Origin of the sequence: Nocardiopsis alba DSM 43377 (assembly GCF_000341225.1) — a bacterium.
In the GTDB taxonomy this organism is placed as follows: domain Bacteria; phylum Actinomycetota; class Actinomycetes; order Streptosporangiales; family Streptosporangiaceae; genus Nocardiopsis; species Nocardiopsis alba.
Map to the genome: position 1 here is coordinate 36,452 of NZ_ANAC01000023.1, position 20,086 is coordinate 56,537.

General features: G+C 72.5%; 16 protein-coding genes. 13 read left to right on the forward strand and 3 right to left on the reverse strand.

Annotated elements, in window-relative coordinates; translation table 11 throughout:
- Nucleotides 1-14 precede the first annotated feature (14 nt).
- Genes D451_RS0121900 through D451_RS0121935 form a run of 8 tightly spaced genes read left to right on the forward strand, consistent with a single transcriptional unit; the run spans nt 15 to nt 10,351 of the window.
- Nucleotides 15-1,220, forward strand: a complete 1,206-nt coding sequence (locus D451_RS0121900; protein WP_017535978.1) for a DegT/DnrJ/EryC1/StrS family aminotransferase — start codon at nt 15-17, stop codon at nt 1,218-1,220.
- On the forward strand, nt 1,217-2,362 hold the full coding sequence (locus D451_RS0121905; RefSeq protein ID WP_017535979.1) for a DegT/DnrJ/EryC1/StrS family aminotransferase: 1,146 nt from the start codon (nt 1,217-1,219) through the stop codon (nt 2,360-2,362). Before D451_RS0121900 ends, D451_RS0121905 begins: the two co-directional genes overlap by 4 nt.
- On the forward strand, nt 2,359-3,345 hold the full coding sequence (locus tag D451_RS0121910; protein WP_017535980.1) for a UbiA family prenyltransferase: 987 nt from the start codon (nt 2,359-2,361) through the stop codon (nt 3,343-3,345). The genes D451_RS0121905 and D451_RS0121910 overlap by 4 nt, the downstream gene beginning before the upstream one ends.
- Nucleotides 3,342-4,691 (forward strand): protoporphyrinogen/coproporphyrinogen oxidase, encoded by a 1,350-nt coding sequence (locus D451_RS0121915; RefSeq protein ID WP_017535981.1) that lies wholly within the window; start codon nt 3,342-3,344, stop codon nt 4,689-4,691. The genes D451_RS0121910 and D451_RS0121915 overlap by 4 nt, the downstream gene beginning before the upstream one ends.
- Nucleotides 4,688-6,295 carry a class I adenylate-forming enzyme family protein gene (locus D451_RS0121920; RefSeq protein WP_017535982.1) on the forward strand — a complete coding sequence of 536 codons (1,608 nt, stop codon included), beginning with the start codon at nt 4,688-4,690 and terminating at the stop codon, nt 6,293-6,295. Before D451_RS0121915 ends, D451_RS0121920 begins: the two co-directional genes overlap by 4 nt.
- A complete protein-coding gene (locus D451_RS26805) occupies nt 6,292-7,938 on the forward strand; it encodes a CoA transferase (RefSeq protein ID WP_051067487.1) in 1,647 nt (548 codons plus the stop codon). The genes D451_RS0121920 and D451_RS26805 overlap by 4 nt, the downstream gene beginning before the upstream one ends.
- Nucleotides 7,935-9,554: a class I adenylate-forming enzyme family protein gene (locus D451_RS0121930; RefSeq protein ID WP_017535983.1), complete on the forward strand. Its 1,620-nt coding sequence runs from the start codon at nt 7,935-7,937 to the stop codon at nt 9,552-9,554. Before D451_RS26805 ends, D451_RS0121930 begins: the two co-directional genes overlap by 4 nt.
- Nucleotides 9,551-10,351, forward strand: coding sequence for a class I SAM-dependent methyltransferase (locus D451_RS0121935; RefSeq protein ID WP_014909436.1), 801 nt, complete (start codon nt 9,551-9,553; stop codon nt 10,349-10,351). The genes D451_RS0121930 and D451_RS0121935 overlap by 4 nt, the downstream gene beginning before the upstream one ends.
- 57 nt (nt 10,352-10,408) lie before the next feature.
- Here D451_RS0121935 and D451_RS0121940 read toward each other — a convergent pair whose 3' ends face one another.
- Nucleotides 10,409-10,855, reverse strand: a complete 447-nt coding sequence (locus D451_RS0121940; protein WP_017535984.1) for a carboxymuconolactone decarboxylase family protein — start codon at nt 10,853-10,855, stop codon at nt 10,409-10,411.
- A gap of 236 nt (nt 10,856-11,091) precedes the next feature.
- Between D451_RS0121940 and D451_RS0121945 the strand changes: the two genes are divergently transcribed.
- From D451_RS0121945 to D451_RS0121965, 5 genes are all read left to right on the forward strand, one after another.
- Nucleotides 11,092-12,618: an acyl-CoA synthetase gene (locus tag D451_RS0121945; RefSeq protein WP_017535985.1), complete on the forward strand. Its 1,527-nt coding sequence runs from the start codon at nt 11,092-11,094 to the stop codon at nt 12,616-12,618.
- Between the two features lie 112 nt (nt 12,619-12,730).
- Nucleotides 12,731-13,657 carry a cation diffusion facilitator family transporter gene (locus D451_RS0121950; RefSeq protein WP_026125267.1) on the forward strand — a complete coding sequence of 309 codons (927 nt, stop codon included), beginning with the start codon at nt 12,731-12,733 and terminating at the stop codon, nt 13,655-13,657.
- A 102-nt stretch (nt 13,658-13,759) separates the two neighbouring features.
- Nucleotides 13,760-14,437 (forward strand): sulfotransferase family protein, encoded by a 678-nt coding sequence (locus tag D451_RS0121955; protein ID WP_017535987.1) that lies wholly within the window; start codon nt 13,760-13,762, stop codon nt 14,435-14,437.
- Nucleotides 14,438-14,657: 220 nt separating this feature from the next.
- A complete protein-coding gene (locus D451_RS0121960) occupies nt 14,658-15,401 on the forward strand; it encodes a YqjF family protein (protein WP_026125268.1) in 744 nt (247 codons plus the stop codon).
- Nucleotides 15,402-15,502: 101 nt separating this feature from the next.
- Nucleotides 15,503-16,360, forward strand: coding sequence for a Rieske 2Fe-2S domain-containing protein (locus tag D451_RS0121965; protein ID WP_017535989.1), 858 nt, complete (start codon nt 15,503-15,505; stop codon nt 16,358-16,360).
- A gap of 53 nt (nt 16,361-16,413) precedes the next feature.
- Here the strand turns inward: D451_RS0121965 and D451_RS0121970 are convergent, their stop codons facing one another.
- Together D451_RS0121970 and D451_RS0121975 are read right to left on the reverse strand one after the other, a co-directional pair.
- A complete protein-coding gene (locus D451_RS0121970) occupies nt 16,414-17,421 on the reverse strand; it encodes a MerR family transcriptional regulator (RefSeq protein ID WP_026125269.1) in 1,008 nt (335 codons plus the stop codon).
- A 79-nt stretch (nt 17,422-17,500) separates the two neighbouring features.
- Entirely contained in the window at nt 17,501-19,888 is a 2,388-nt protein-coding gene (locus D451_RS0121975) for a glycoside hydrolase family 65 protein (RefSeq protein ID WP_017535990.1), read from the reverse strand.
- Nucleotides 19,889-20,086 lie beyond the last annotated feature (198 nt).

Below are 20,086 nucleotides of genomic sequence, written 5' to 3' on the forward strand. Positions count from 1 at the left end.
GGGAAACGGAACACGTGAATCCAGTACTCTCCTCCTCTGCTCGAGAAAAGCAGAGCGAAAATAATTCCGAAATACCTTTCTTCGATCAGTCGGAGACTTTTCGAAGACTGTGGCCGGAGATCAGAGAGAACTGTGGCCGCGTCCTGGACGACGGTAAGTTCTCTCATGGCTCCATGGTTGAAGAATTCGAACGCGAACTCGAACGTTGGACCGGCGCCCGGCACGTGGTCGGCGTCAATTCCGGAACCGACGCGCTCGTTCTCCTGCTCCGCGCCGCCGGTCTGCGCCCCGGCGACGAGGTGATCGTCCCCGCCTACACCTTCGTGGCCACCGCGACCGCCGTCGTACACGCCGGCGGGGTCCCGGTCTTCGCCGACATCGAGCCGCACGGTCACGGCATCGACCCGCGTTCGGTGGAGCGGGCGATCACCGAACGCACCCGCGCGGTCATGCCCGTCCACCTCTTCGACCGTCTCGCCGACATGGAGGGCGTGGGGGAGGTCGCCCGCGCCCACGGGCTCACGGTCCTGGAGGACAGCGCCGAGGCGATCGGCATGCGATCGGACGGCAGGCACGCGGGCCTGCTCGGAGCGGGCGGTGTGCTCTCCTTCTTCCCCGCCAAGACCCTGGGCGCCGTCGGTGACGCCGGAGCGCTGCTCACCGACGACGACGCCATGGCCGAGACCGCGCGGATGATCCGCCACCACGGCAGGTCGGGCCGCACTCTGGCCGACTTCCCCGGCATCTCCAACCCGACGGTGGTCACCGGCTGCAACAGCAAGATGGACGACCTCCAGGCCGCCGTCCTGCTCGCCAAGCTCGCCCACCTGGACGCCGACATCGAACGCCGCGCCGAACTGTCGCGACGTTACGACGAGCGTCTGCGCGGCCTTCCCGGTGTCCGCGCCGTCCCCGGGGACGCCCCGCGGGTCCCGCGCCAGGAACGGGTGATCTACGTCCACCTCATCGAGGTCGACGGCCGCGACGCCCTCGCCGCGCACCTGGCCGCCGCCGGGATCGGGACCGAGGTCTACTACCCGCGTCCCCTGCACCTTCAGCCCTGCTTCTCCCACCTGGGTCACCGGCCCGGCGACCTCCCCCGCGCGGAGGAGGTCTGCCGTTCGGCGCTCGCGCTGCCCCTGCACGCCGACCTCACCGACGCCCAGGTCGATCGCGTCTGCGACGAGATCGAACGCTTCCTCACCGGGGGGATCCGATGACCGTGACCGTCGAGCACGCCGTCCCGTTCTTCGCGCCCGATCTGTTCGAGGCCGACAGGGACGTCCTCCTGGACCTGCTGTACGAGGTCGGCACCTGTCCCGAGCAGAGGTTCATCCTCGGCCGCCGCACCGCCCGCTTCGAAGAGGCCCTGCGCGCCGAGACCAACGCCGCCGAGGCCGTGGCCTGCTCCAGCGGAACCTCCGCGCTCACCCTGATCCTGGCCGCCATGGGCATCGGGCCCGGCGACGAGGTGATCGTGCCCGCCTTCGGTTGCGCGCCCCTGGCGAGCACCGTCCTGTCGAGCGGGGCCCGACCGGTCTTCGCCGACATCGACCCCGTGACGCTGACGATGGACCCCGGCCACGCCGAGGCGCTGATCACCGACCGGACGCGGGCCCTGATGCCGGCGCACATGTTCTCGGTGATGGCGGACATGCCGCGCCTGCGGGACCTGGCCGACGAGCGGGGTCTGCGGCTGATCGAGGACTCCGCGCTGGCCCAGGGCGGGTCCCTGGAAGGTCGCCCGGCCGGTCTGTGGGGAGACGCCGGGGTCCACTCCTTCGTGCAGGTCAAGATCTTCGGCATGCCCGGCGAGGGCGGCGTGGTGCTCACCGACGACACGGCGCTGGGCGAGAGGGTGCGCATGCTGCGCAACCACGGCCAGGACGGGCGCAACCGGTTCCTGCACCACCACATCGGCCACAACAGCCGTTTCGACGAGGTGATGGCCGCCTTCCAGCTCCACCGGATGGAGGGTCTGGCCGCGCGGACGGCCCGCCGTACCGAGATCTGCTCGTACTACTCCGAGCGCCTGTCCGGCCTGGTCGAGGCCGGGATCACGGCGCCTCCGGTCGGCGGCGACGGCCGCTTCCCCTACGTCTACACGCTGCTGTGCGAGGACCGCGACGGCCTGCGCGCGCACCTGGCGAAGACGGGGATCGACGCTCACGTGTACTACCCGCGGATCCTGCCCGAGCAGCCGGCCTTCGCGCCGCACGCCCGCCCCGACGGCCACTGGCCCCGGGCGCGGGAGGCGGCTCGCCTCAACATCTCCCTGCCCCTGTATCCGCACCTGACCGACGCTCAGGTGGAACGGGTGGTCGACGACGTACGCGCGTTCGCGCTCCGGAGGACCCGATGACCGATCAGATGACCGCGCCCGTCGCGGCGCCCGCGCCGGGCCCCCGTACACGGCGCGCCACCCTGGCGGCCTACGCCCGCCTGGCCAAGCTCGACATCGTCGACTACTACATCGGCCTGCCGCTGGTGTTCGTCATGACGCTGCCCCTGTTGGGCTGGCGCGCGGACACCCTCGGCCTGCTCCTGCTGATCCTGGTGGCGGAGATCGCCGTGGTGGCCGCCATGGTCGCCTTCGACGACGTCACCGGTTACCGGGACGGCAGCGACGCCGCCAACTACGGTTCGGACGCGGCCCGTCGACGGCTGGCCCGCAAACCGCTCGTGGCCGGGACCCTGACCGAACCCCAGGCGCTGTCCTTCGGTCGGGCGGCGACCGTGGCGAGCGTCGCCCTGTGGACCCTGGTCATCGCGCTGGCCCCGCACCGTCCGATGTGGGCGATCGTGGGCGCGGCCCTGTGCCTGGTCGCCTCCGTCCAGTACTCCTGGGGGCTGAAGATCAGCTACCGGGGTTTCCAGGAGCTCTTCCTCGTCGGTCTCGGCGTGGGCTGGGTCCTGGTGCCCTATGGTCTGCTCACCGGCGGGATCGACGGGTTCGTCATCGTCCAGGCGCTGGTGTTCGGCGGCGGTCCGATGCTGTTCGGGCTCTACTCCAACACCAACGACGCCGACGGCGATCGGGCCGCGGGGCGGATCACCGTCGCGGCCAAGGTCTCTCCGAGGACCAACGCCGGCTTCATCATCGTGCTCACCGCCGCGGAGACCCTGCTGGTCACCGGCTCCTATCTGGCCGGGATCTCGCCGTGGTGGTTCCCCGTGGCGCTCCTGCCGGTGGCGCTCATGCGCCTGGCCCAGCTCTTCATCGGTTTCGTGCGCGGCGACATCCTGCGTGCGCGTCGTCTGGCGATCCACACCCACCGCGTCACGGTGGTCCTGTTGATCGGCGCCAACCTGGTCGCCGCCCTGCTCTGGGGGAGCGCGGCGTGACCGGACCGATCGACGTGGCGGTGGTGGGGGCGGGCCCGGCCGGACTGGCGACGGCGCACGCCCTGACCGCCGCCGGACGTTCGGTGCGGGTCCTGGAGGCGGCCGAGGCCGTGGGCGGGCGGATGCGCACGCTGCGCGTCGACGGCCACCTGGTGGACACCGGGGCGGAGATGATCCCGTCCGCGAACGCCTACCCGGCGACCTGGCGGCTGATCCGAGAGCTCGGACTGGACGCCGACCCCTCGGCGATCCCCCGGGTGCGCGGCGCTCTGTCGGTGTGGTGGGCGGGGCGCGCGCGTCGGAACGCGGGGCGCCCTCTGGGCCTGCTCACCGGTATGGGGCTCGCTCCGGCGGCCCGACTGGACCTGGCGCGACTGCTGGGCCGGCTGGGCGGCGCCGACCTGGACCCCGAACATCCGGAGCGGGGCGATCTGACGGACGTGAGCGTCGCCGACCTCCTGGAGTCGGCGCACCCCCAGGTACGCGAACGCCTTCTGGGGCCGCTGGCCTCGGGCTTCTTCGGGTGGCCGCTGGAGCGGGCGGCGGCCGCCCCCTTCGCGGCCCATCTGGTCGCCTCGGGCAGCACCGCCCACTGGCGCACCTATCGGGACGGGATGGACACCCTGCCCCGTGCCCTGGCCGACCGGCTCGACGTGCGCACCGACCATCCGGTGACCCGGGTGGTCGAGGAGGAGGACGGCGTGCGTCTGGAGTCGCCCCGGGGCGACCTCACCGCCCGTGCGGTGGTCCTGGCGGTGCCGGCCCCCGTCGCGATGGAGCTGTACCCCGGGGCCGCGGGTGTGGAACGGGCCTACCTGGAGGCCTGCGAGTACGCGCCGATGCTCCGACTGTCCCTGTTCCTGGACACGCCGATGGCCCCGCGCGGCAGGGGGCGCGGGTTCGCCGTCCTGGTCTCCGACGACCCCCTGCTGAGCGTGGTCACCGTCGACCACGACAAACATCCCGGCCGGGCGCCCCGAGGGCGTGGGCTGCTCTCCCTGGTCGCCTCTCCCCGAGGGGCCCGGGAGCTGGCCGAGGCCCCCGACCACGAGGTGGCGCGCCGGCTGACCGAGAGCGCCGAACGTCTCCTGCCCGGCCTGGGCGGGCACGTCCGTGGAGCGGTCGCGCACCGCTTCCGACACGGACTGCCCCTGCCCGGCCCGAAGGCGTTGGCGGCGCGCTCCGCCTTCGTCGCCCGCCCGCCCGCCGCCGTCGACTACGCCGGCGACTGGATCTCGCTGCGCCCGTGCAGCGAAGGCGCGGTGGCGTCGGCGACCACGGCCACCGAACGGGTCACGGCCTTCCTGGCCGCCGCCCGTGAACCGATCCGCATCGAGGAGACATGAAGCCACTGAGTCGTCCCCTGGACCTGGGGACCCTCTTCGACGACATGGCCGCACGCGGTACCAGTACCGTCGTTCACCTGAGCAGGCCTTTGGACGTCGCCCCCGAGGCGGGGTGGGAACTGGAGATCCCGGAGGCGGCCGCCCTGGTCCGCGGGCTCTCGGGCCGGATGGCCCGGGCCGGTGTGGGGCCGGGCGACCGGGTCGCGATCGCCAAGCGCAACCACTGGGACTACGTCCTGCTGTCCTGCGCGGCGGCGCGTCTGGGCGCCGTTCCGGCCTCCCTGTCCGCCCATTTGGAGCCGCGGGTCCTGGAGGAGCTCCTCAAACGGCTGGAACCGGCCCTGCTGGTCACCGACACCGCGCTGTTGGGCGCGGCCGCCGAGGAGGCCTGCGACCCCCGGGTCCACGCCCGCCGGACCCTGGTGGTCGACGGTCGGGCCGAGGGCGCCCTGACCATGGACGACCTCGCCGGAGCCGAGGTGCCGCCGCCCTGCCGTCCCCATCTGGACGCGCCCCTGGCGATCATGCACACCTCCGGGACCACCGGGACGCCGAAGCTGGTCGTGCACTCCACCCGCACCATCATGCGCCGTCTGGCCGGTTTCGAGGCCCACCGGTGGCCGGTCCTGGGCAGCCGACCGGACGACACGGTCGTCTCCTCCTACTCCTACGCGCACGGCCGCGCCCTGGCCTGGACGGCGAGCGTCCTGCGTCTGGCCCCGAAGACGATGTCGGTGATCACCTCCCCGGACTGGGCGGAGGCCGGGCCCGCTCTGGAGGCCCACCGGCCCACGATCCTGGAGGCCCAACCCTCCACGCTGGGCCGATGGCAGCGGCACACCGAAGGGGAGGACACCCCCTTCGACCGGGTGCGGCTGTTCGTCAGCACCTTCGACGCGATGCACCCGTCCACGGTCCGCTCCTTCCTGAACGCCACCGCGCACCGGCGACCGGTGTGGATGCAGGGCTGGGGACAGAGCGAGACCGGGCCGCTGACCTTCCGCTTCTTCACCCGACGCTCCCTGGAACGTGACCAGGGGACCACGCCCACCACCCGTGACCTGGGTCGACCGATCCCCGGCCGGACCCGGCTGCGCGCGGTGGACCCCGAGACCCTGCGGCCCGTGCCCACGGGGACGCCGGGGCTCCTGTTCTGCCGCACCGACGCCCTGTGCCTGGGATACGTGGGGGAGGAGGGCCGGTGGCGCTCCAAGTTGGTGGGCCAGTGGTGGAGCACCGGCGACATCGGCTCCATCGGGCGTACCGGCTCGGTCCGTCTGGTGGACCGGGAGGTGGACGCCCTCGCCGAGGGCGGCTGTCTGGAGATCGAGGACGTCGTCGACGAACGGCTGCCCGAGGTCCTGGAGTGCGTCGTGCTCGGTGTCCCCGACGGGGACCCGGTGCCGGTCGTGGCGACCGGGTCCGGGGAGTTGGACCACCAGGGGTGGCGGGCCGCGGTCGCCGACCTGCCCGCGATGGCCGACCCCGTGGTGCTCACCTGGGACGAGCTTCCGCGTACGGGCACCGGCAAGGTCCGCCGCGGGGAACTGCGCGACCTGCTGGGCCTGCACCCCGGGACCCGGGGCACGGGGCGGTGGACGTGATCACGGACGGAACCCCGATGGCCCCCTTGGCGGGGGTCGTCGTACGCGCGATCGGCGACACGACACCGGTGCGGGTCGCCCTCGACCGGCTGCGGGCGGCCGGATGCGACGTCGTCCGCGGCGAGGGTCCTCCCCCCGCCGCGGCGCCGGCCGGTCGGATCGAACTGCTCGCCACACCCGAGGGGGGACCCGTCGAGGGCGGCTGCGACCTGACGTGGGCCCCGCCGGGGAGCACGGTGGCGCCGGAGGACGAACAGGACGTCCAGGCCCTGTGCGGCCTGGCCCACCTGCACGGCCGTTCCCTGGGCGGGGCACGTCCGCTCCCGATCGACTACGCGTCGGTGTGCGCGGGGGTGCTGGCCTCCCAGGCGGTGATGGCCGCGGTGTCGGCCGGTCCGGCGGGGACACGGTCGACGGTCTCGGTGGCCGGCGCCGCGCTATCGGCGGCCGCGCCCTACATCGCCGAGGCCGCCGCCTCGGAGGGAGGCCCGTCGACGGTCGTCGACGGGCCCCGTCCGCCCTTCCGCTCCCTCGACGGGGTCGTCTTCGAGATCGAGACCCTGGACCCCGAGGCGTGGCTGCGGTTCTGGACCCGCCTGGGGGCGCCCACGGCCGCGATCGCCTCGGGGTGGCCGCTCTTCCAGCGGCGTTTCGCCACGGCGGTGTGCCCGCTGCCGGACGAACTCTCCGGGATCCTCGCCTCGACGCGGTTCGACCGCACGCGCGCGGTCGGTCTGGACACCGGGGTGGGGGTCGTGGCGCTGCGCCCGCCGGAGTCGGTCCCCGACGCCCGGCCGAACTCGCCGTGGCGGCTGCGCGGGGTCGGCGGCCCCGCCGACCTCCGACCGCGATGGGCCCCTCGAGAGGGGGCGCCTCTGGCCGGGCTGCGGGTCGTGGAGGCCACCAACCGGATCCAGGGGCCGCTCGCCGGGCTGCTGCTGTCGTTCCTGGGGGCCGACGTGGTGCGGATGGAGCCGCCCGGCGGGGACCCCATGCGCGGTGTACCGCCCCTGGCCGGCGGTGTCTCGGCCCGCTTCACCGCCCTGAACCGGGGCAAGGACGCGGTGGAGATCGACCTGGCCTCGTGGGAGGGGCGAGAGAGCGCGACCGCGCTGGTGGCCGAGGCCGACGTCCTGCTCTACAACTGGCCTCCGGGGCGCGCCGAACGCTTCGGTCTGGGCATGGAGGACCTGGCCGAGAGGGCACCCGGCCTGGTGCACGCGCACGTCGACGGGTGGGTGGACGAGGGTCCCGAGGACCCGGTGCCGGCCACCGACTTCCCCGTCCAGGCCTATGGAGGGATCGCCCACCTGCTCGCGGAGGGCGGACGGCCCGCCCCGTCCCTGCTCACCCTCACCGACGTCCTCGGCGGGATCATCGCGGCCGAGGCGGTGACGGCGGCCCTGGCGCTGCGCTCCCGTCTGGGCACCGGGGTCGGCGCCCGGACCGGTCTGGTCGACGCGGCCCGGCTCCTGCGCGAGGTCGGCCGTGCCACCGGCCGCGAGGAGCCCTCCGTGCTCGTCCCGGTCGAGGATCCGCGTTGCGTGGTCGACCTCTTCCCGGACTCCTTCACGACGATCGACGGGGTGCCCCACCCCCGATCGCCCTGGACGTCCACCCCGATGGAGGTGGGGCGACGATGACCTCCTGGACCTCCGCGGCGGGGCTCGTCCTGACCGACCGTGTACCGGCCGCCCTGCGCGCCCGGTGGGTGGAGCGGGGATGGTGCCCCGACCAGGACCTGTACACGCTCTTCCTGGAGCGGGTCCGTTCCCACCCCGCGCGGGACGCGGTCGTCGACGACCAGGGCACCCTCGACTACGCCGCCCTGGACGAGCGGGCGCGCCGGACCGCCGCGCTCCTGGCCGGACACGGTGTGCGCGAACGCGACGTGGTCGCGGTCCTGCTCCCCGACGGGCGGGACACCGTCGCCCTCGACCTGGCCATCGCCGCCCTGGGCGCCGTCGCGCTGCCCGTCCCGCCCGGCCGCTCCGACGCCGACGTGCTCGGCCTGGTGGAGCGGGCGCGCGCCGCGCTCCTGGTCACCGACGCCTCTCGAGCCGAGAGGATCGAAAGGTCGGGGGCGCCCGCCCCGGTCCTGGCGATCGACGGCCCGGGCGCCCGGCGGCCGAGGCCGTACGTACCCGAGCGGCGTCGACCCGACCCGGAGTCGCCGGCCCGTGTCCTCCTCTCCTCGGGGTCGGAGGGGGAGCCGACCATGGTCGCCTACTCCCACAACGCGATGGCCGGAGGCCGCGGCAACTACGTGGGCGCCCTGCACGAGGGCGGGGGACCCCCGCGCGTGCTGCTCCTGGTCTCCTCGGCCTCCTCCTTCGGATCCCTGGGCATCGTCGCCCTGATCCGGCACGGGGCCACCCTGGTGACCACGCGCCGCTTCGACCCGGGCGAGGCGCTGGAGGCGATCGAACGGCACCGGCCCACCCTGCTGGTGGGGGTGCCCACCATGCTGCGGCGGATGGCGTTGCACGACCGCGAGGTCGACACCTCGTCGCTGACGACCGTCGTCGCCAGCGGGGCGCCGCTGCACCGTGAGGTGTACGACCTGTGCGTCCGTCGTTTCCGGCGGCCGGTCGTCAACGTCTACGGCTCCACCGACGGGGTCAACTGCCACACCGCGCGGGACACCGGGGAGTGGGGGCCCGGCCGCGCCGGCCGCCCCGACCCGGCGGTGGCCGAGATCAGCGTGCGCGACCCCGAAGGGCGGCCCCTGCCCCCGGGCGAGACCGGCGAGATCTGGGCACTGGGCCCGATGACACCGCTGTGCCACGTGGCCGCGCCCGAACTGGACCGGGAACGCCGGCCAGCGGGCGGCTGGGTGCGCACCGGAGACCTCGGACGCCTGGGCGGCGACGGCGTCCTGTGGGTGATCGACCGGCTGCGTCGGACGGTGATCCGGGGCGGGGTCACCCTCTACCCCGCGCAGGTCGAACACGCCCTGTCCGCGCATCCGGGCGTGGACGAGGTGCACTGCGTCCCGGTGCCCGACCCCGACCTGGGAGAACGCATGTGCGCCTGTGTCCGGCCCACGCCGGGGAGGACCACCCCCTCGGGGGAGGAACTGCTCGCCCACCTGCGCGATCGGCACGGCATGGACACCCGGGCCCTGCCCGAACACGTCCTGTTCCTCCCCTCCCTGCCGCTCGGCCCGACCGGGAAGGTGTGCGCCGGCACCCTGACCCGGATGGCGACCGAAGCGGTCCGAGCCCGAACGACCGTCCTGTCAGGAGATCCACGATGACCGACACCGCCACCGAACCCGGCTACCTCTTCGACAACCACAGCGAGCACGCCCACGACCAGCACAGCTTCCTGGCCGCGGCCTACGACCCGCTGACCACCCGCAGGCTGGAGGAGACCGGCGTCGGCCCGGGGTGGAACTGCCTGGAGGTGGGGGCCGGGGGCGGCTCCGTGGCCCACTGGCTGGCGCGGCGGGTGGCGCCCGGCGGGCGGGTGCTCGCCACCGACATCAAGCCCGAGCGGATCGACCCCGTCGAAGGGCTGGAGGTGATCCGGCACGACGTCACCCGCGACCCGCTGCCGGAGGCCTCCTTCGACCTGATCCACTCCCGGCTGGTCCTGCTGCACCTGCCCGAGCGCGAGCGGGTGCTGGAGCGTCTGGTGCGCGCCCTCAAGCCGGGCGGGGTGCTCCAGTTGGACGAGTTCGACATCACCTACGGGCCGTCCCTGCTCATGCCGGACGCCGAGGCCCGCGAGGTGTACGAGGGGTTCCTGGACGCCAAGATCAGGATGATGGAACGGGCCGGCGCGGATCCGGCCTGGGGGAGTCGTGCGCCCGAGGCGATGCGCCGGGCCGGTCTGGTGGACATCGACCCGCGACCGCACGTGGAGCGGTGGAGTTCGGAGTCGCCGGGCGTCCACCTGATCTCCCACCACACGCGCCACCTGCGGGAGGCGTTCCTGCGCGAGGGGATGACGGACGAGGGCCTGGCGCGGGTGCGCGAACTGCTCGCCGACCCCTCGTTCCGGTCCTGCTCCTGCCTGATCTACTCGATCCAGGGACGTCGACCCGAGTGAGACCGTGAGGGATCGTGGCCGCGTCCCGGGGTCCGCTCGGGACGCGGCCGTCGCCGTTCAGCGCAGGGGCGGGGTCATGCCGGTGGCGATCCCGAGCCGGTTGTAGAGGTTGATCAGCCCGATGGCGGTGATGAGGGCGACCACCTCCCGGTCGGGGAAGTGGGCGGCCACCGCGGCGTAGACGTGGTCGGGGACCCCGCGTTCACCGATCGCGGTCACGGTGTCCACCAGCTCCAGGACGGCGCGCTCGGCCTCGGTGAAGTGGTCGCCGGCCTCGCGCCAGGTCGCCACAAGGGCGAGCCGTCGCGTGTCGACCCCGGCGGCGAGGGCCTCGTGCGAGTGCATGTCGAGGCAGAAGGCACAGCCGTTCAGGACCGAGGCGCGGAGCTTGACCAGCAGGTGGGTCCTCGCGTCGAGGACCCCGTCCAGGATCCCGCTCAGGTCGGCCAGTTCGGCGTAGGCCTCGGGAAGGTGTTCTCCCACCTGTGCGCGAGCGCTGCCCATGGGTCGGTCCTCTCTCGACTCGTCCTTGAGGGTCCGTCGACGGTGTGACGGCCTCCGAGAGCACGAAAGCTACCAGGGGTGAGTCGCCCATAACGTTGAGCTTTCGGTTTTCCTGCTTTTGCGCCTGGATCGCCTTATATAGGCCGAATGCCTTGTCAGTGGAGGGCGGTCACAGCAGGATGGGCGTGTTCGACGCCCCGTGGTCGGGGCGTACCGGCGAGTAGGGGGAGCGACCTTTGAGTCCCATCACATCCAGCACCGTCGACGGCGTCCTGCACCGCAGCGCGACGCGCACCCCGGAGCGCACCGCGCTGATCTTCGAGGGACGTTCCTGGACCTACGCCGAACTGGACGACGCGGTCACCCGGGCCGCCGCACGCCTGCTCTCCCTGGGCGCGACCAAGGGCGACCGGATCGCCGCCTACGGCCGCAACTCCGACGCCTACCTCATCGGCTACCTGGCCTGCGCCCGCGCCGGACTGGTGCACGTGCCCGTCAACTTCGCCCTCCAGGGCGAGGAACTGGCCTACCTGCTCGAACAGTCCGGAAGCACCATGGCGCTGGTCGACCCCGCCCTGAGATCGGCGGTCGACGCCCTGCGCTCGCGCACCGGCGTGGAACAGGTGCTGGAGCTGCGCGAGGGCCCCGGGTCGCTCCTGGCCCAGGCGCTGGAGGGGCCCGTCCCCGAACTGGACGTGGAGGTCGCCGACACCGACCTGGTCCAGTTGCTCTACACCTCCGGGACCACCTCCCGGCCCAAGGGCGCCATGATGACGCACCGCGCCCTGGTCCACGAGTACCTGTCGTGCCTGGCCGCCCTGGACCTGAAGGCCGACGACCACCCGCTCCACGCGATGCCGCTCTACCACTCGGCCCAGATGCACGTCTTCCTCATGCCGTGGCTGGCGGTGGGCGCCACCAACACCCTGGTGGAGACCCCCGACCCCGCCGACGTACTGCGCCGGATCGAGGCCGACCGGCACGGGGCGTTCTTCGCCGCCCCCACCCTGTGGGTCGCCATGGCCGGCCGACCCGAGTTCGACGACCGCGACCTGACCAGCCTGCGCAAGGCCTACTACGGGGCCTCGATCATGCCCGGCCCGATCCTGGAGCGCCTCCGGACCGCCCTGCCCGAATTGGGGTTCTACAACTGCTTCGGCCAGAGCGAGATCGGCCCGCTGGCCACCGTGCTGCGCCCCGAGGAGCACGCCGACCGCCCCTCCTCGGCCGGACGCTCCGTCCTGTTCGTGGAGATGCGCGTGGTGGACGACCAGGGACGGGAGGTCGCACCCGGCGAACCGGGCGAGGTGGTCTACCGCTCCCCGCAGCTGTGCGAGGGCTACTGGGACAAGCCCGAGGAGACCGCCGAGGCCTTCAGGGACGGCTGGTTCCACTCCGGTGACCTGGTGCGCGCCGACGCCGAGGGCTACATCGAGGTGGTCGACCGGATCAAGGACGCCATCAACACCGGCGGTGTGCTGGTGGCCTCCCGCGAGATCGAGGACGTGCTCTTCGCCCACCCCGACGTGGCCGAGGCCGCCGTGGTCGGGATGCCCGACGCCAAGTGGATCGAGGCGGTGACGGCGTTCGTGATCCCCACCGCCGAGGCCGACGCCGACACGCTCCCCGACCGGCTGGTCGCGCACGTCAAGGAGCGTCTGGCCCCGTTCAAGGTGCCCAAGGAGGTGCGCCTGGTGACGGAGCTGCCCCGCAACGCCTCGGGCAAGATCCTCAAGCGCGAACTCCGCGAACGGGACGCCTGAGCCGCTCCGCCGGCGCCCTCCCGCGAGGGCGCCGGCCGTCCCGCCGTCGATAGGACCCCGACACGGTGGCGGGGTGCTTGCGCGGGCGCGGGGCGCCCCGCAACCTGGGGCGATGAGCAGCGAGGACAGTACGAAGGCCGTGGTCATGGCGTTGGCGGCCAACCTCGGGATCGCCGTGACCAAGTTCGTCGCCTACCTCCTGACCGCCTCGTCGGCCATGCTTGCCGAAGCGGTGCACTCGGTGGCCGACTCCGGCAACCAGCTCCTGCTCCTGTTCGGTGGACGCCGGTCGCGACGCACGGCCACCCCGGAGCACCCCTTCGGCTACGGCCACGAACGCTACTTCTACGCCTTCCTGGTGGCGATCGTGCTGTTCACCCTCGGCGGACTGTTCGCCCTGTACGAGGCGTGGGAGAAGATCCGCGACCCCCACCCGATCACCTCCTGGCAGTGGGTCCCCGTCGCGGTGCTGCTGGTGGCCGTCGTCATGGAGGCGACGGCGCTGCGCACCGCGCTGCGCCAGTCCAGGACGGCGCGCTCCCGCGTGGGCTGGTTCGGGTTCATCCGTCGGAGCAAGGCCCCGGAACTGCCGGTGATCCTGCTGGAGGACACCGGCGCCCTCATCGGCCTGGCCTTCGCCCTGATCGGCGTGAGCATGACTCTGATCACCGGAAACGGCGTCTGGGACGGCCTGGGCTCGGGGGCCATCGGCCTGCTGCTCGTGGTGTTCGCGGTGGTCCTGGCCGTGGAGATGAAGAGCCTGCTCATCGGGGAGTCGGCCACCGAGGAGAACATCCGTCTCATCCGCACGGCCATCCTGGACTGCGCGGACATCGACGCGATCATCCACATGCGCACGATGCACCTGGGCCCCGACGAGCTGCTGGTCGCGGTCAAGGTGGCCGTGGACGCCGAGGACGACGCCCGCCGGGTCACCGCCGCCATCGACGAGGCGGAACGACGTATCCGCGCGGCGGTGCCCATCGCCGAGGTCATCTACATCGAGCCCGACCTGCTCCGCCCCCGGCCCGCGAACTGAGTCGTTCACGATTCGCCCCGAACGCCCATCGTGACCGTGTTACAACGGAGGGTGCGCGGGGTGCGCGTCCGCGTGCGGGCCCCGAGAACATGAAGGAGGACGATGGTGGACGTGATCGGGGCGGGTTTCCCGCGTACGGGGACGACGTCGATGAAGGCGGCGCTGGAACGGCTCGGCCTCGGCCCCTGCCACCACATGTCCGAGGTGCTCGAATCCTCCTCCCTCGCCGACCGGTGGGCCGCGATCGCGAGTACGCCCGCCGGCGAGGTGGACTGGGGCCGTCTGATGGAGGGATGGCGCTCGGGGGTGGACTGGCCCCTGTCGTTCTTCTGGCGGGAGCTGGCCGACGCCTTCCCCGACGCGAGGATCCTGCTCACCGTCCGTGATCCGTACCGGTGGTACGCGAGCATGCACGCGACCATCTTCGAGGCGATCCGGGAGAGCGTGCGCGCCCCCGACGATCAGCTGCTCCCCGAGGAACTGACCACGATCCTGCCCCTGCTGGACCGCATGTGGAACGCGCACTTCGGGGTGGGCCCCGGCGAGGTGCCGGACGAGGCGACCGCGGTGGCGGCCTTCGAACGGCACACGGCCCGGGTGAGGGCCGAGGTCCCCGCCGACCGGCTGCTGGTGTACCGGGTGGGGCAGGGGTGGGAGCCCCTGTGCGCGTTCCTGGGCGTGGACGTCCCGGACGAGCCCTTCCCCCGCCTCAACGACACCGAGGCGATGCTCGCCAAGCAGGAGGAGTGGCGGCGCGACGCCTCCATCGGCCGACCGTAGCCGCCCGACGAACGCGGAACGGCCCAGGACCCCCAGGACCGTGTACCCACAGTCCTCCCGCCGGACGCGCCTCCGGTCCTGCACTGGACGCCTGTCCTGCGGGGCCTTCGTCGGCGGGTGGGCGCATGTGGGCCGGGCCCACGGGTAGTCGTGATGAAGAGGGACGATCCTGGACGGAGCCCGAAGGAGGGGCCCGTTCTCCGTCGGAAGGGAGGCCGACGTGGACGGAGAAGAGGAACGCGGGTCGCGGGCGCCTCCCGTGATCGCGCCTCCGCTTCCCGGCCCCGCTCTGGTGCGGCAAGGGTGGTCGGGGGTGGTGTTCCTGCACTGGCCGGTCGAGCCCGAGCGGGTGGCGCACCTGTTCCCCGCGGGGACTCGCCCCGACCTGTTCGACGGCACGACCTACGTGGGGCTCGTGGCCTTCCACATCCCCTTCACCCGAGTCCTGGGGCCGAGCCCGATCGGCGCGTTCGACGAGGTGAACGTGCGCCTGTACTCCGTCGACGGGCGGGGACGTCGCGGCGTGGTGTTCCTGAGCATGGACGCCGACTCCCTCCCCGCCGTACTGGCCACCAGAGCCGTGCCGGGGTTGCCCTATATGTGGTCCGACATCGCCCTGCGACAACGCGGCTTCGGGCGGTGCGCGGGAGCGGTCGTGCGTCGTCGGCCTCAACGGGGGGCGTGGGGGCGCTGGAGTCTGCGGGTGGAGGAGCCTCGGGCCGATCCGACCCCGCTGGAGCACTTCCTCACCGCGCGCTGGGGACTGCACACCCCATGGGCGGGGGCCACCCGGTGGATCCGCGTCTCCCACGAGCCCTGGGGGCTCCACCGCGCGACGGACGTCTCCTATGAGGGCGACCTCCTGACCAGGGCCGGGGTCGTAGCGCAGTCTGGGGCTCCGATCTCGGCGCTGTGGTCGCCCGGCGTGGTGGCGGAGGTGACACCGACGCTTCCGCCCGCGTAGCGGAACGGGACGGTGATGGGCCGGTCAAGGACGGGCCAGGTTCCCGGCGCGAGCGCCGTCGGGACGACTGCCGCGCGCGGTTCGGGGGTAGCCGAGCAGACATGAGACTCGGTGAACGGATCCGCGCGATCGAAGACGATGAAAGGCTCGACCCGGCGGTCTCCCGACTGAAGGCGATCGCCGAACGGCTCCCCGAGGGCCCGGTGCGGGACTTCCTGTACGGGGTCTGGACGGGGCACCCGTTGCACCCGATCATGGTGCACCTGCCCCTGGGCTCGTGGGTCGGCGCGGTCGTGCTCGACACCCTGCCCGGAGACCATCGGCGCAGCGCCGCGGCGCTGGTCGACCTCGGACTGCTCGGTGTCCTGCCCACGGCGGTCAGCGGACTGGCGGACTGGTCCCGTCAGCACGAACGACAGCAGCGGGTCGGGGTGGTGCACGCGTCGATCAACGGGGTGGGCACCGTGTTGTTCGGCGCCTCCTGCGCGGCCAGGCGAACGGGACGTCATGGCTGGGGGAGGGCCTTCGCATTGGCGGGGCTGGGCGCGGTCGGTCTGGGCGGCGCGCTCGGCGGTCACATCGCCTACTACCGGGCGGGCGGGGCCAACAGCGCCGACGCGCTGATCGACCTGACGCCCGACGGGTGGCACGACCTCGGTGCTCTGGAGGACTTCCCCGAGGAGGGGCTCGGTCAGGGCGACATCGAAGGGGTGCCCGTCGTGGTGACGCGTACGGGCGGTTCGGTGTTCGCGGGGTTGGGCGCCTGCCCGCACATGGGCGCCCCCCTGGCCGAGGGGGAGCTGGTGGACGGATGCGTGCGCTGCCCTTGGCACGGGAGCGAGTTCCGCGTGGACGGCGGGACCGTCGTCCACGGCCCGGCGACCGCCGCCCTGGAGACGTTCGAGACCTCCGTCGTGGACGGACGGTTGATGGTGCGTCTGCTCCGCCCGGGAGGCTGACCCGGTATCGGCGGCCGGCCCGGGGCGCGTCCCGGGCCGGCCGATCGCGTCCTTCACTCGTGGTCGGACGGGGCACGCATGGCCTCGGAGATCCACTCGTAGGGCATCGTGTCCTCCTCCGGCCCGGTCCCGTTGATGATCGCGACCAGGGACAGGTACCGGCCGTGGGTGTCGTCGTGGACGGGGTCCTCGGAGGCGGCGTCCTCCTCGGCCATCTCGCGTTCGAGTTCGGGGATCACCCGGTAGCCCTCGGACATCCGGTCGCGGAGTTCGTCGGTGAGCGGGGTGTCGGACAGGCCCACGGCCGCCTCCATGAAGCGGACCACGACCTCCTGCGCGCGAGGGGACCGCGGAGACTCACCGGCGCGGTGCACGGCCAGGAGCTCCTTGATGAGCGCGGTGCCGCTCCCGTAGATGAACTCCTGGAACGGCGCGCTCGCGATGCTCCGACCCGGATCCGTCGAGTAGGTGTCGCGCAGGTATACGCGGACCGCGTCGCGAAAGGCCGGGTCCCGCACCAGGTCGGCCAGTTCGATCCACGCCTCCAGCTGGGCGGCGGTGGGGTCGGCGGGAAGGACCGGGCGCATCTCGCGCAGCCGGTCGACGAAGCCGTCGGGAACGTCGAGATCCGCGCCGACGTCGTTCCAGAACTCGTCGACGACCCGTTCGCGTTCCTCGTCGGTCATCGACACGAGTCGGTGCATCAGGGCGACCCGCTCGGCCGTGGCACCCTGCCTGATCAGGGTCCGCAGCACCGCCCTCCGGGCCCGAAGGGTGCGCTCCCGGCGTTCCACGACCTCCAGGTGGGTGGTGAGCAGGTCGTGCAGGGTCGTACCGCCTTCCAGCAGGCGGCGGATCTCGCCCAGGTCGGTGTCCAGTTCGCGCAGGGTGCGGACCAGTTCCAGGCGGGCGATGGCGTCGATGTCGTACAGGCGGTGGCCGGCCTCGGACAGACACGTGGGCTCGACGATTCCGGCGTCGGCGTAGAAGCGGACGGCGCTGACGCTCAGTCCGCTGCGGCGCGCGGCGTCTCCGATGGGGTAGGGCTCGTGGTGATCCATGGGGACACTGTGGCGCCTCAAGCCACTTGAGACGCAAGCCCTCCGTGGCCTTCCCGCTGTCCCCGTCTTCGAGACCCGCTCAGGTCCGGTCGGGAGGGGGGTCGTGGAGCGGCAGGGTACGGGACGAACCCGGGGGGACCTCGATCTCGCTCCCCTGGATCCGGACCCGGAGCGCGGCCCCCTCCGCGTGCGGCAGGGTGACGCGCACGTGGTCGTGCGTCACCTCCACGCACACCTTCCAGTGGCCGGGAAGACGCAGGTCGTAGGAGAAGGCGCTCTGCTCCTCCGGTACCACCGGGTCCAGGCTCAGGACGTCGTCGTAGGTGGACAGGCCGCCGTAGCACCGGGTGAGGAGGTCGAGGGCGCCCGCCATGGCGCCCAGGTGGATCCCCTCGGCGGTGGTACCGCCCTGGACGTCCTCGGCGTCCGCCTTCAGGGCCTCGCGGAAGAACTCCCACGACGCCTTGCGGTCGATCCGCGCCAGGACCCGGGCGTGCACCACCGCGCTGAGGGTGGACCCGTGCGCGGTGCGCGCCAGGTAGTACTCCACGGTGCGGGGGACGAGATCGGGATCGACGGTGAGGCCGAGCCGTCGGAGGACGTCGGCGACCTCTTCGGGCGAGAGGAGGAAGAACAGCATGAGGACGTCGGCCTGCTTGGCGGCCTTGTACCGGTTGACGCTGTCGCCCTCGGCCTGGAGGATCCGGTCCAGACGGCGGGCCCCGCGGCGGGTCTCCCAGTCGAGTTCCGCGAGTCTCTCGTAGCCGGAGAACTGGGAGATCACCCCCTCGTGGAAGGGGACGCGCAGCTTACGGGAGACGGTCTCGAACCGTTCGATCTCGTCCGAGCCCAGTCCGATGGCCTCCTGGAGCCCTCTACGCCGTGGTCCGGGCAGCGCGCGCAGGACGTCCAGGGCGCGCGCGAGCACCCACGCGGTCATGACGTTGGTGTAGGCGTTGTCGTCCAGCCCGGGGGAGTCCTCTCCCGGGTAGGCGTCGTGGTACTCGTCGGGCCCCATGACGCCGTGGATCCCGTAGCGGTCCGAGGCCCGGTCGTGCACGGCCATGTCGGAGAAGGCCCGGGCGATCTCCAGGAGGAGCTCGGCCCCGAAATCGCACAGGAACGCGAGGTCCCGGGTGGTCCGATAGTGCCGCCAGACGTTGTGGGCGATCGCCAGACCCACGTGACGTTGGAGGTGGGAGTGGTCGGGGAGCCACTCCCCGGATCGAGGGTTCAGGTGTGTGCTCTGGGACTCCTCACGGCCGTCGCTCGCGCTCTGCCAGGGGAAGAGCGCGCCTCGGAGCCCGGCGGCGCGAGCGGCCGAACGGGCCCGGGGCAGCCGCCGCCACCGGTAGCGCAGGAGGCCGCGGGAGACCTCGGGCAGACGGGCGTCGAGGAACGGCAGGACGAACAACTCGTCCCAGAACACATGCCCTCGGTAGGCCTCACCGTGCAGTCCCCGGGCGGGGACCCCCACGTCGAGGTCGGCGGTGTGCGGGGACAACGTCTGTAGGAGATGGAAGAGGCACAGGTCGAGGAGGCGCTGCTCCTCCTCGTCCGCCACCCTCACGGCGCAGGCGTCCCACAGACGATGCCAGGCCCGGGTGTGCCGGGACAGGAGTCCGTCGAGACCACCGCAGGCGTCCAGGGCGTCGCGGGCGGCCCCGAGGGCGTCGCCGATGGCCCGGTCGCGTGAGGTGTACAGGGCCACGGTCTTCTCCACGACGCTCCGCTCACCGCGCCCCAGCTCCAGGGTGAGGTCGGTGGCCACGTGGTCCTCCCTCATGGGGGACCTGACCGACGAGGGCCCGGGGCCCGAGGCGACCCGGGTCCGGGAGGCCAGGACGATCTCGACGCCCGAGGTGAGGGTACGAGAGCGCAGCCAGGTGACACCGGAGGTGTCGGCGCCGACCCCGGCCGGGCGCAGGTGACGTCCGTTCAGATCGCGGTAGCGGGGCACACCGGCGTTGGCGACCCCGCCGTCCAGCGCCGAGCGGACGATCACGGTCCCGCTCCAGTTCTCGGGGGTCAGGGCGGTCTCCAGGACGGCCAGATGGGGGTCGTCCATCGACACCAGGCGACGTTGGGTCACCCGGGTCCTCCTGCCCTCGTCCACCACGTGGAAGGTCCGGGTCAGCACGCCGTCGCCCATGTCCAGCTCCACGCGCTCGGGTGGATCGGGGGCGGGGGCCTCGAACCAGTGCCCGTCCTCGTGGCGGAAGGTCAAGGGCGTCCAGTCGGGGACGTTGACCAGGTCCTCGTTCTCCACCCGGTGTCCCTCCACCAGGGAGGCGAGGCGGTCGTAGCAGCCGGCGACGTAGGTCCCCGGATAGTGGACCCCGTCGGCACGGGCCTCGGGAGGGGCGCCGCGGGTGGCGAAGTAGCCGTTTCCCAGGGTGCACAGGGTCTCGCGAACGCCGATGGGGGTCGGGTCCGTCGCCTCGTACACCAGCGTCCGGCGATTCATACGATCGCCTCTCCGAGCACCGGAGCTCCGTCTCCCATGGAAGCCTCCACCAGACCCTTCCGTCCTCCTCCGGGCCTGCCCGGGACGGGTCCGTTCCGTACCGGGCCCCCGGGCCCTCAGGCGGGGACCTTCGGTCCGGGCGCGCGGTCCGGGACGGCCCTCGGATGGAGCGTGCCGCTCCCCGACGACACCGCCTGA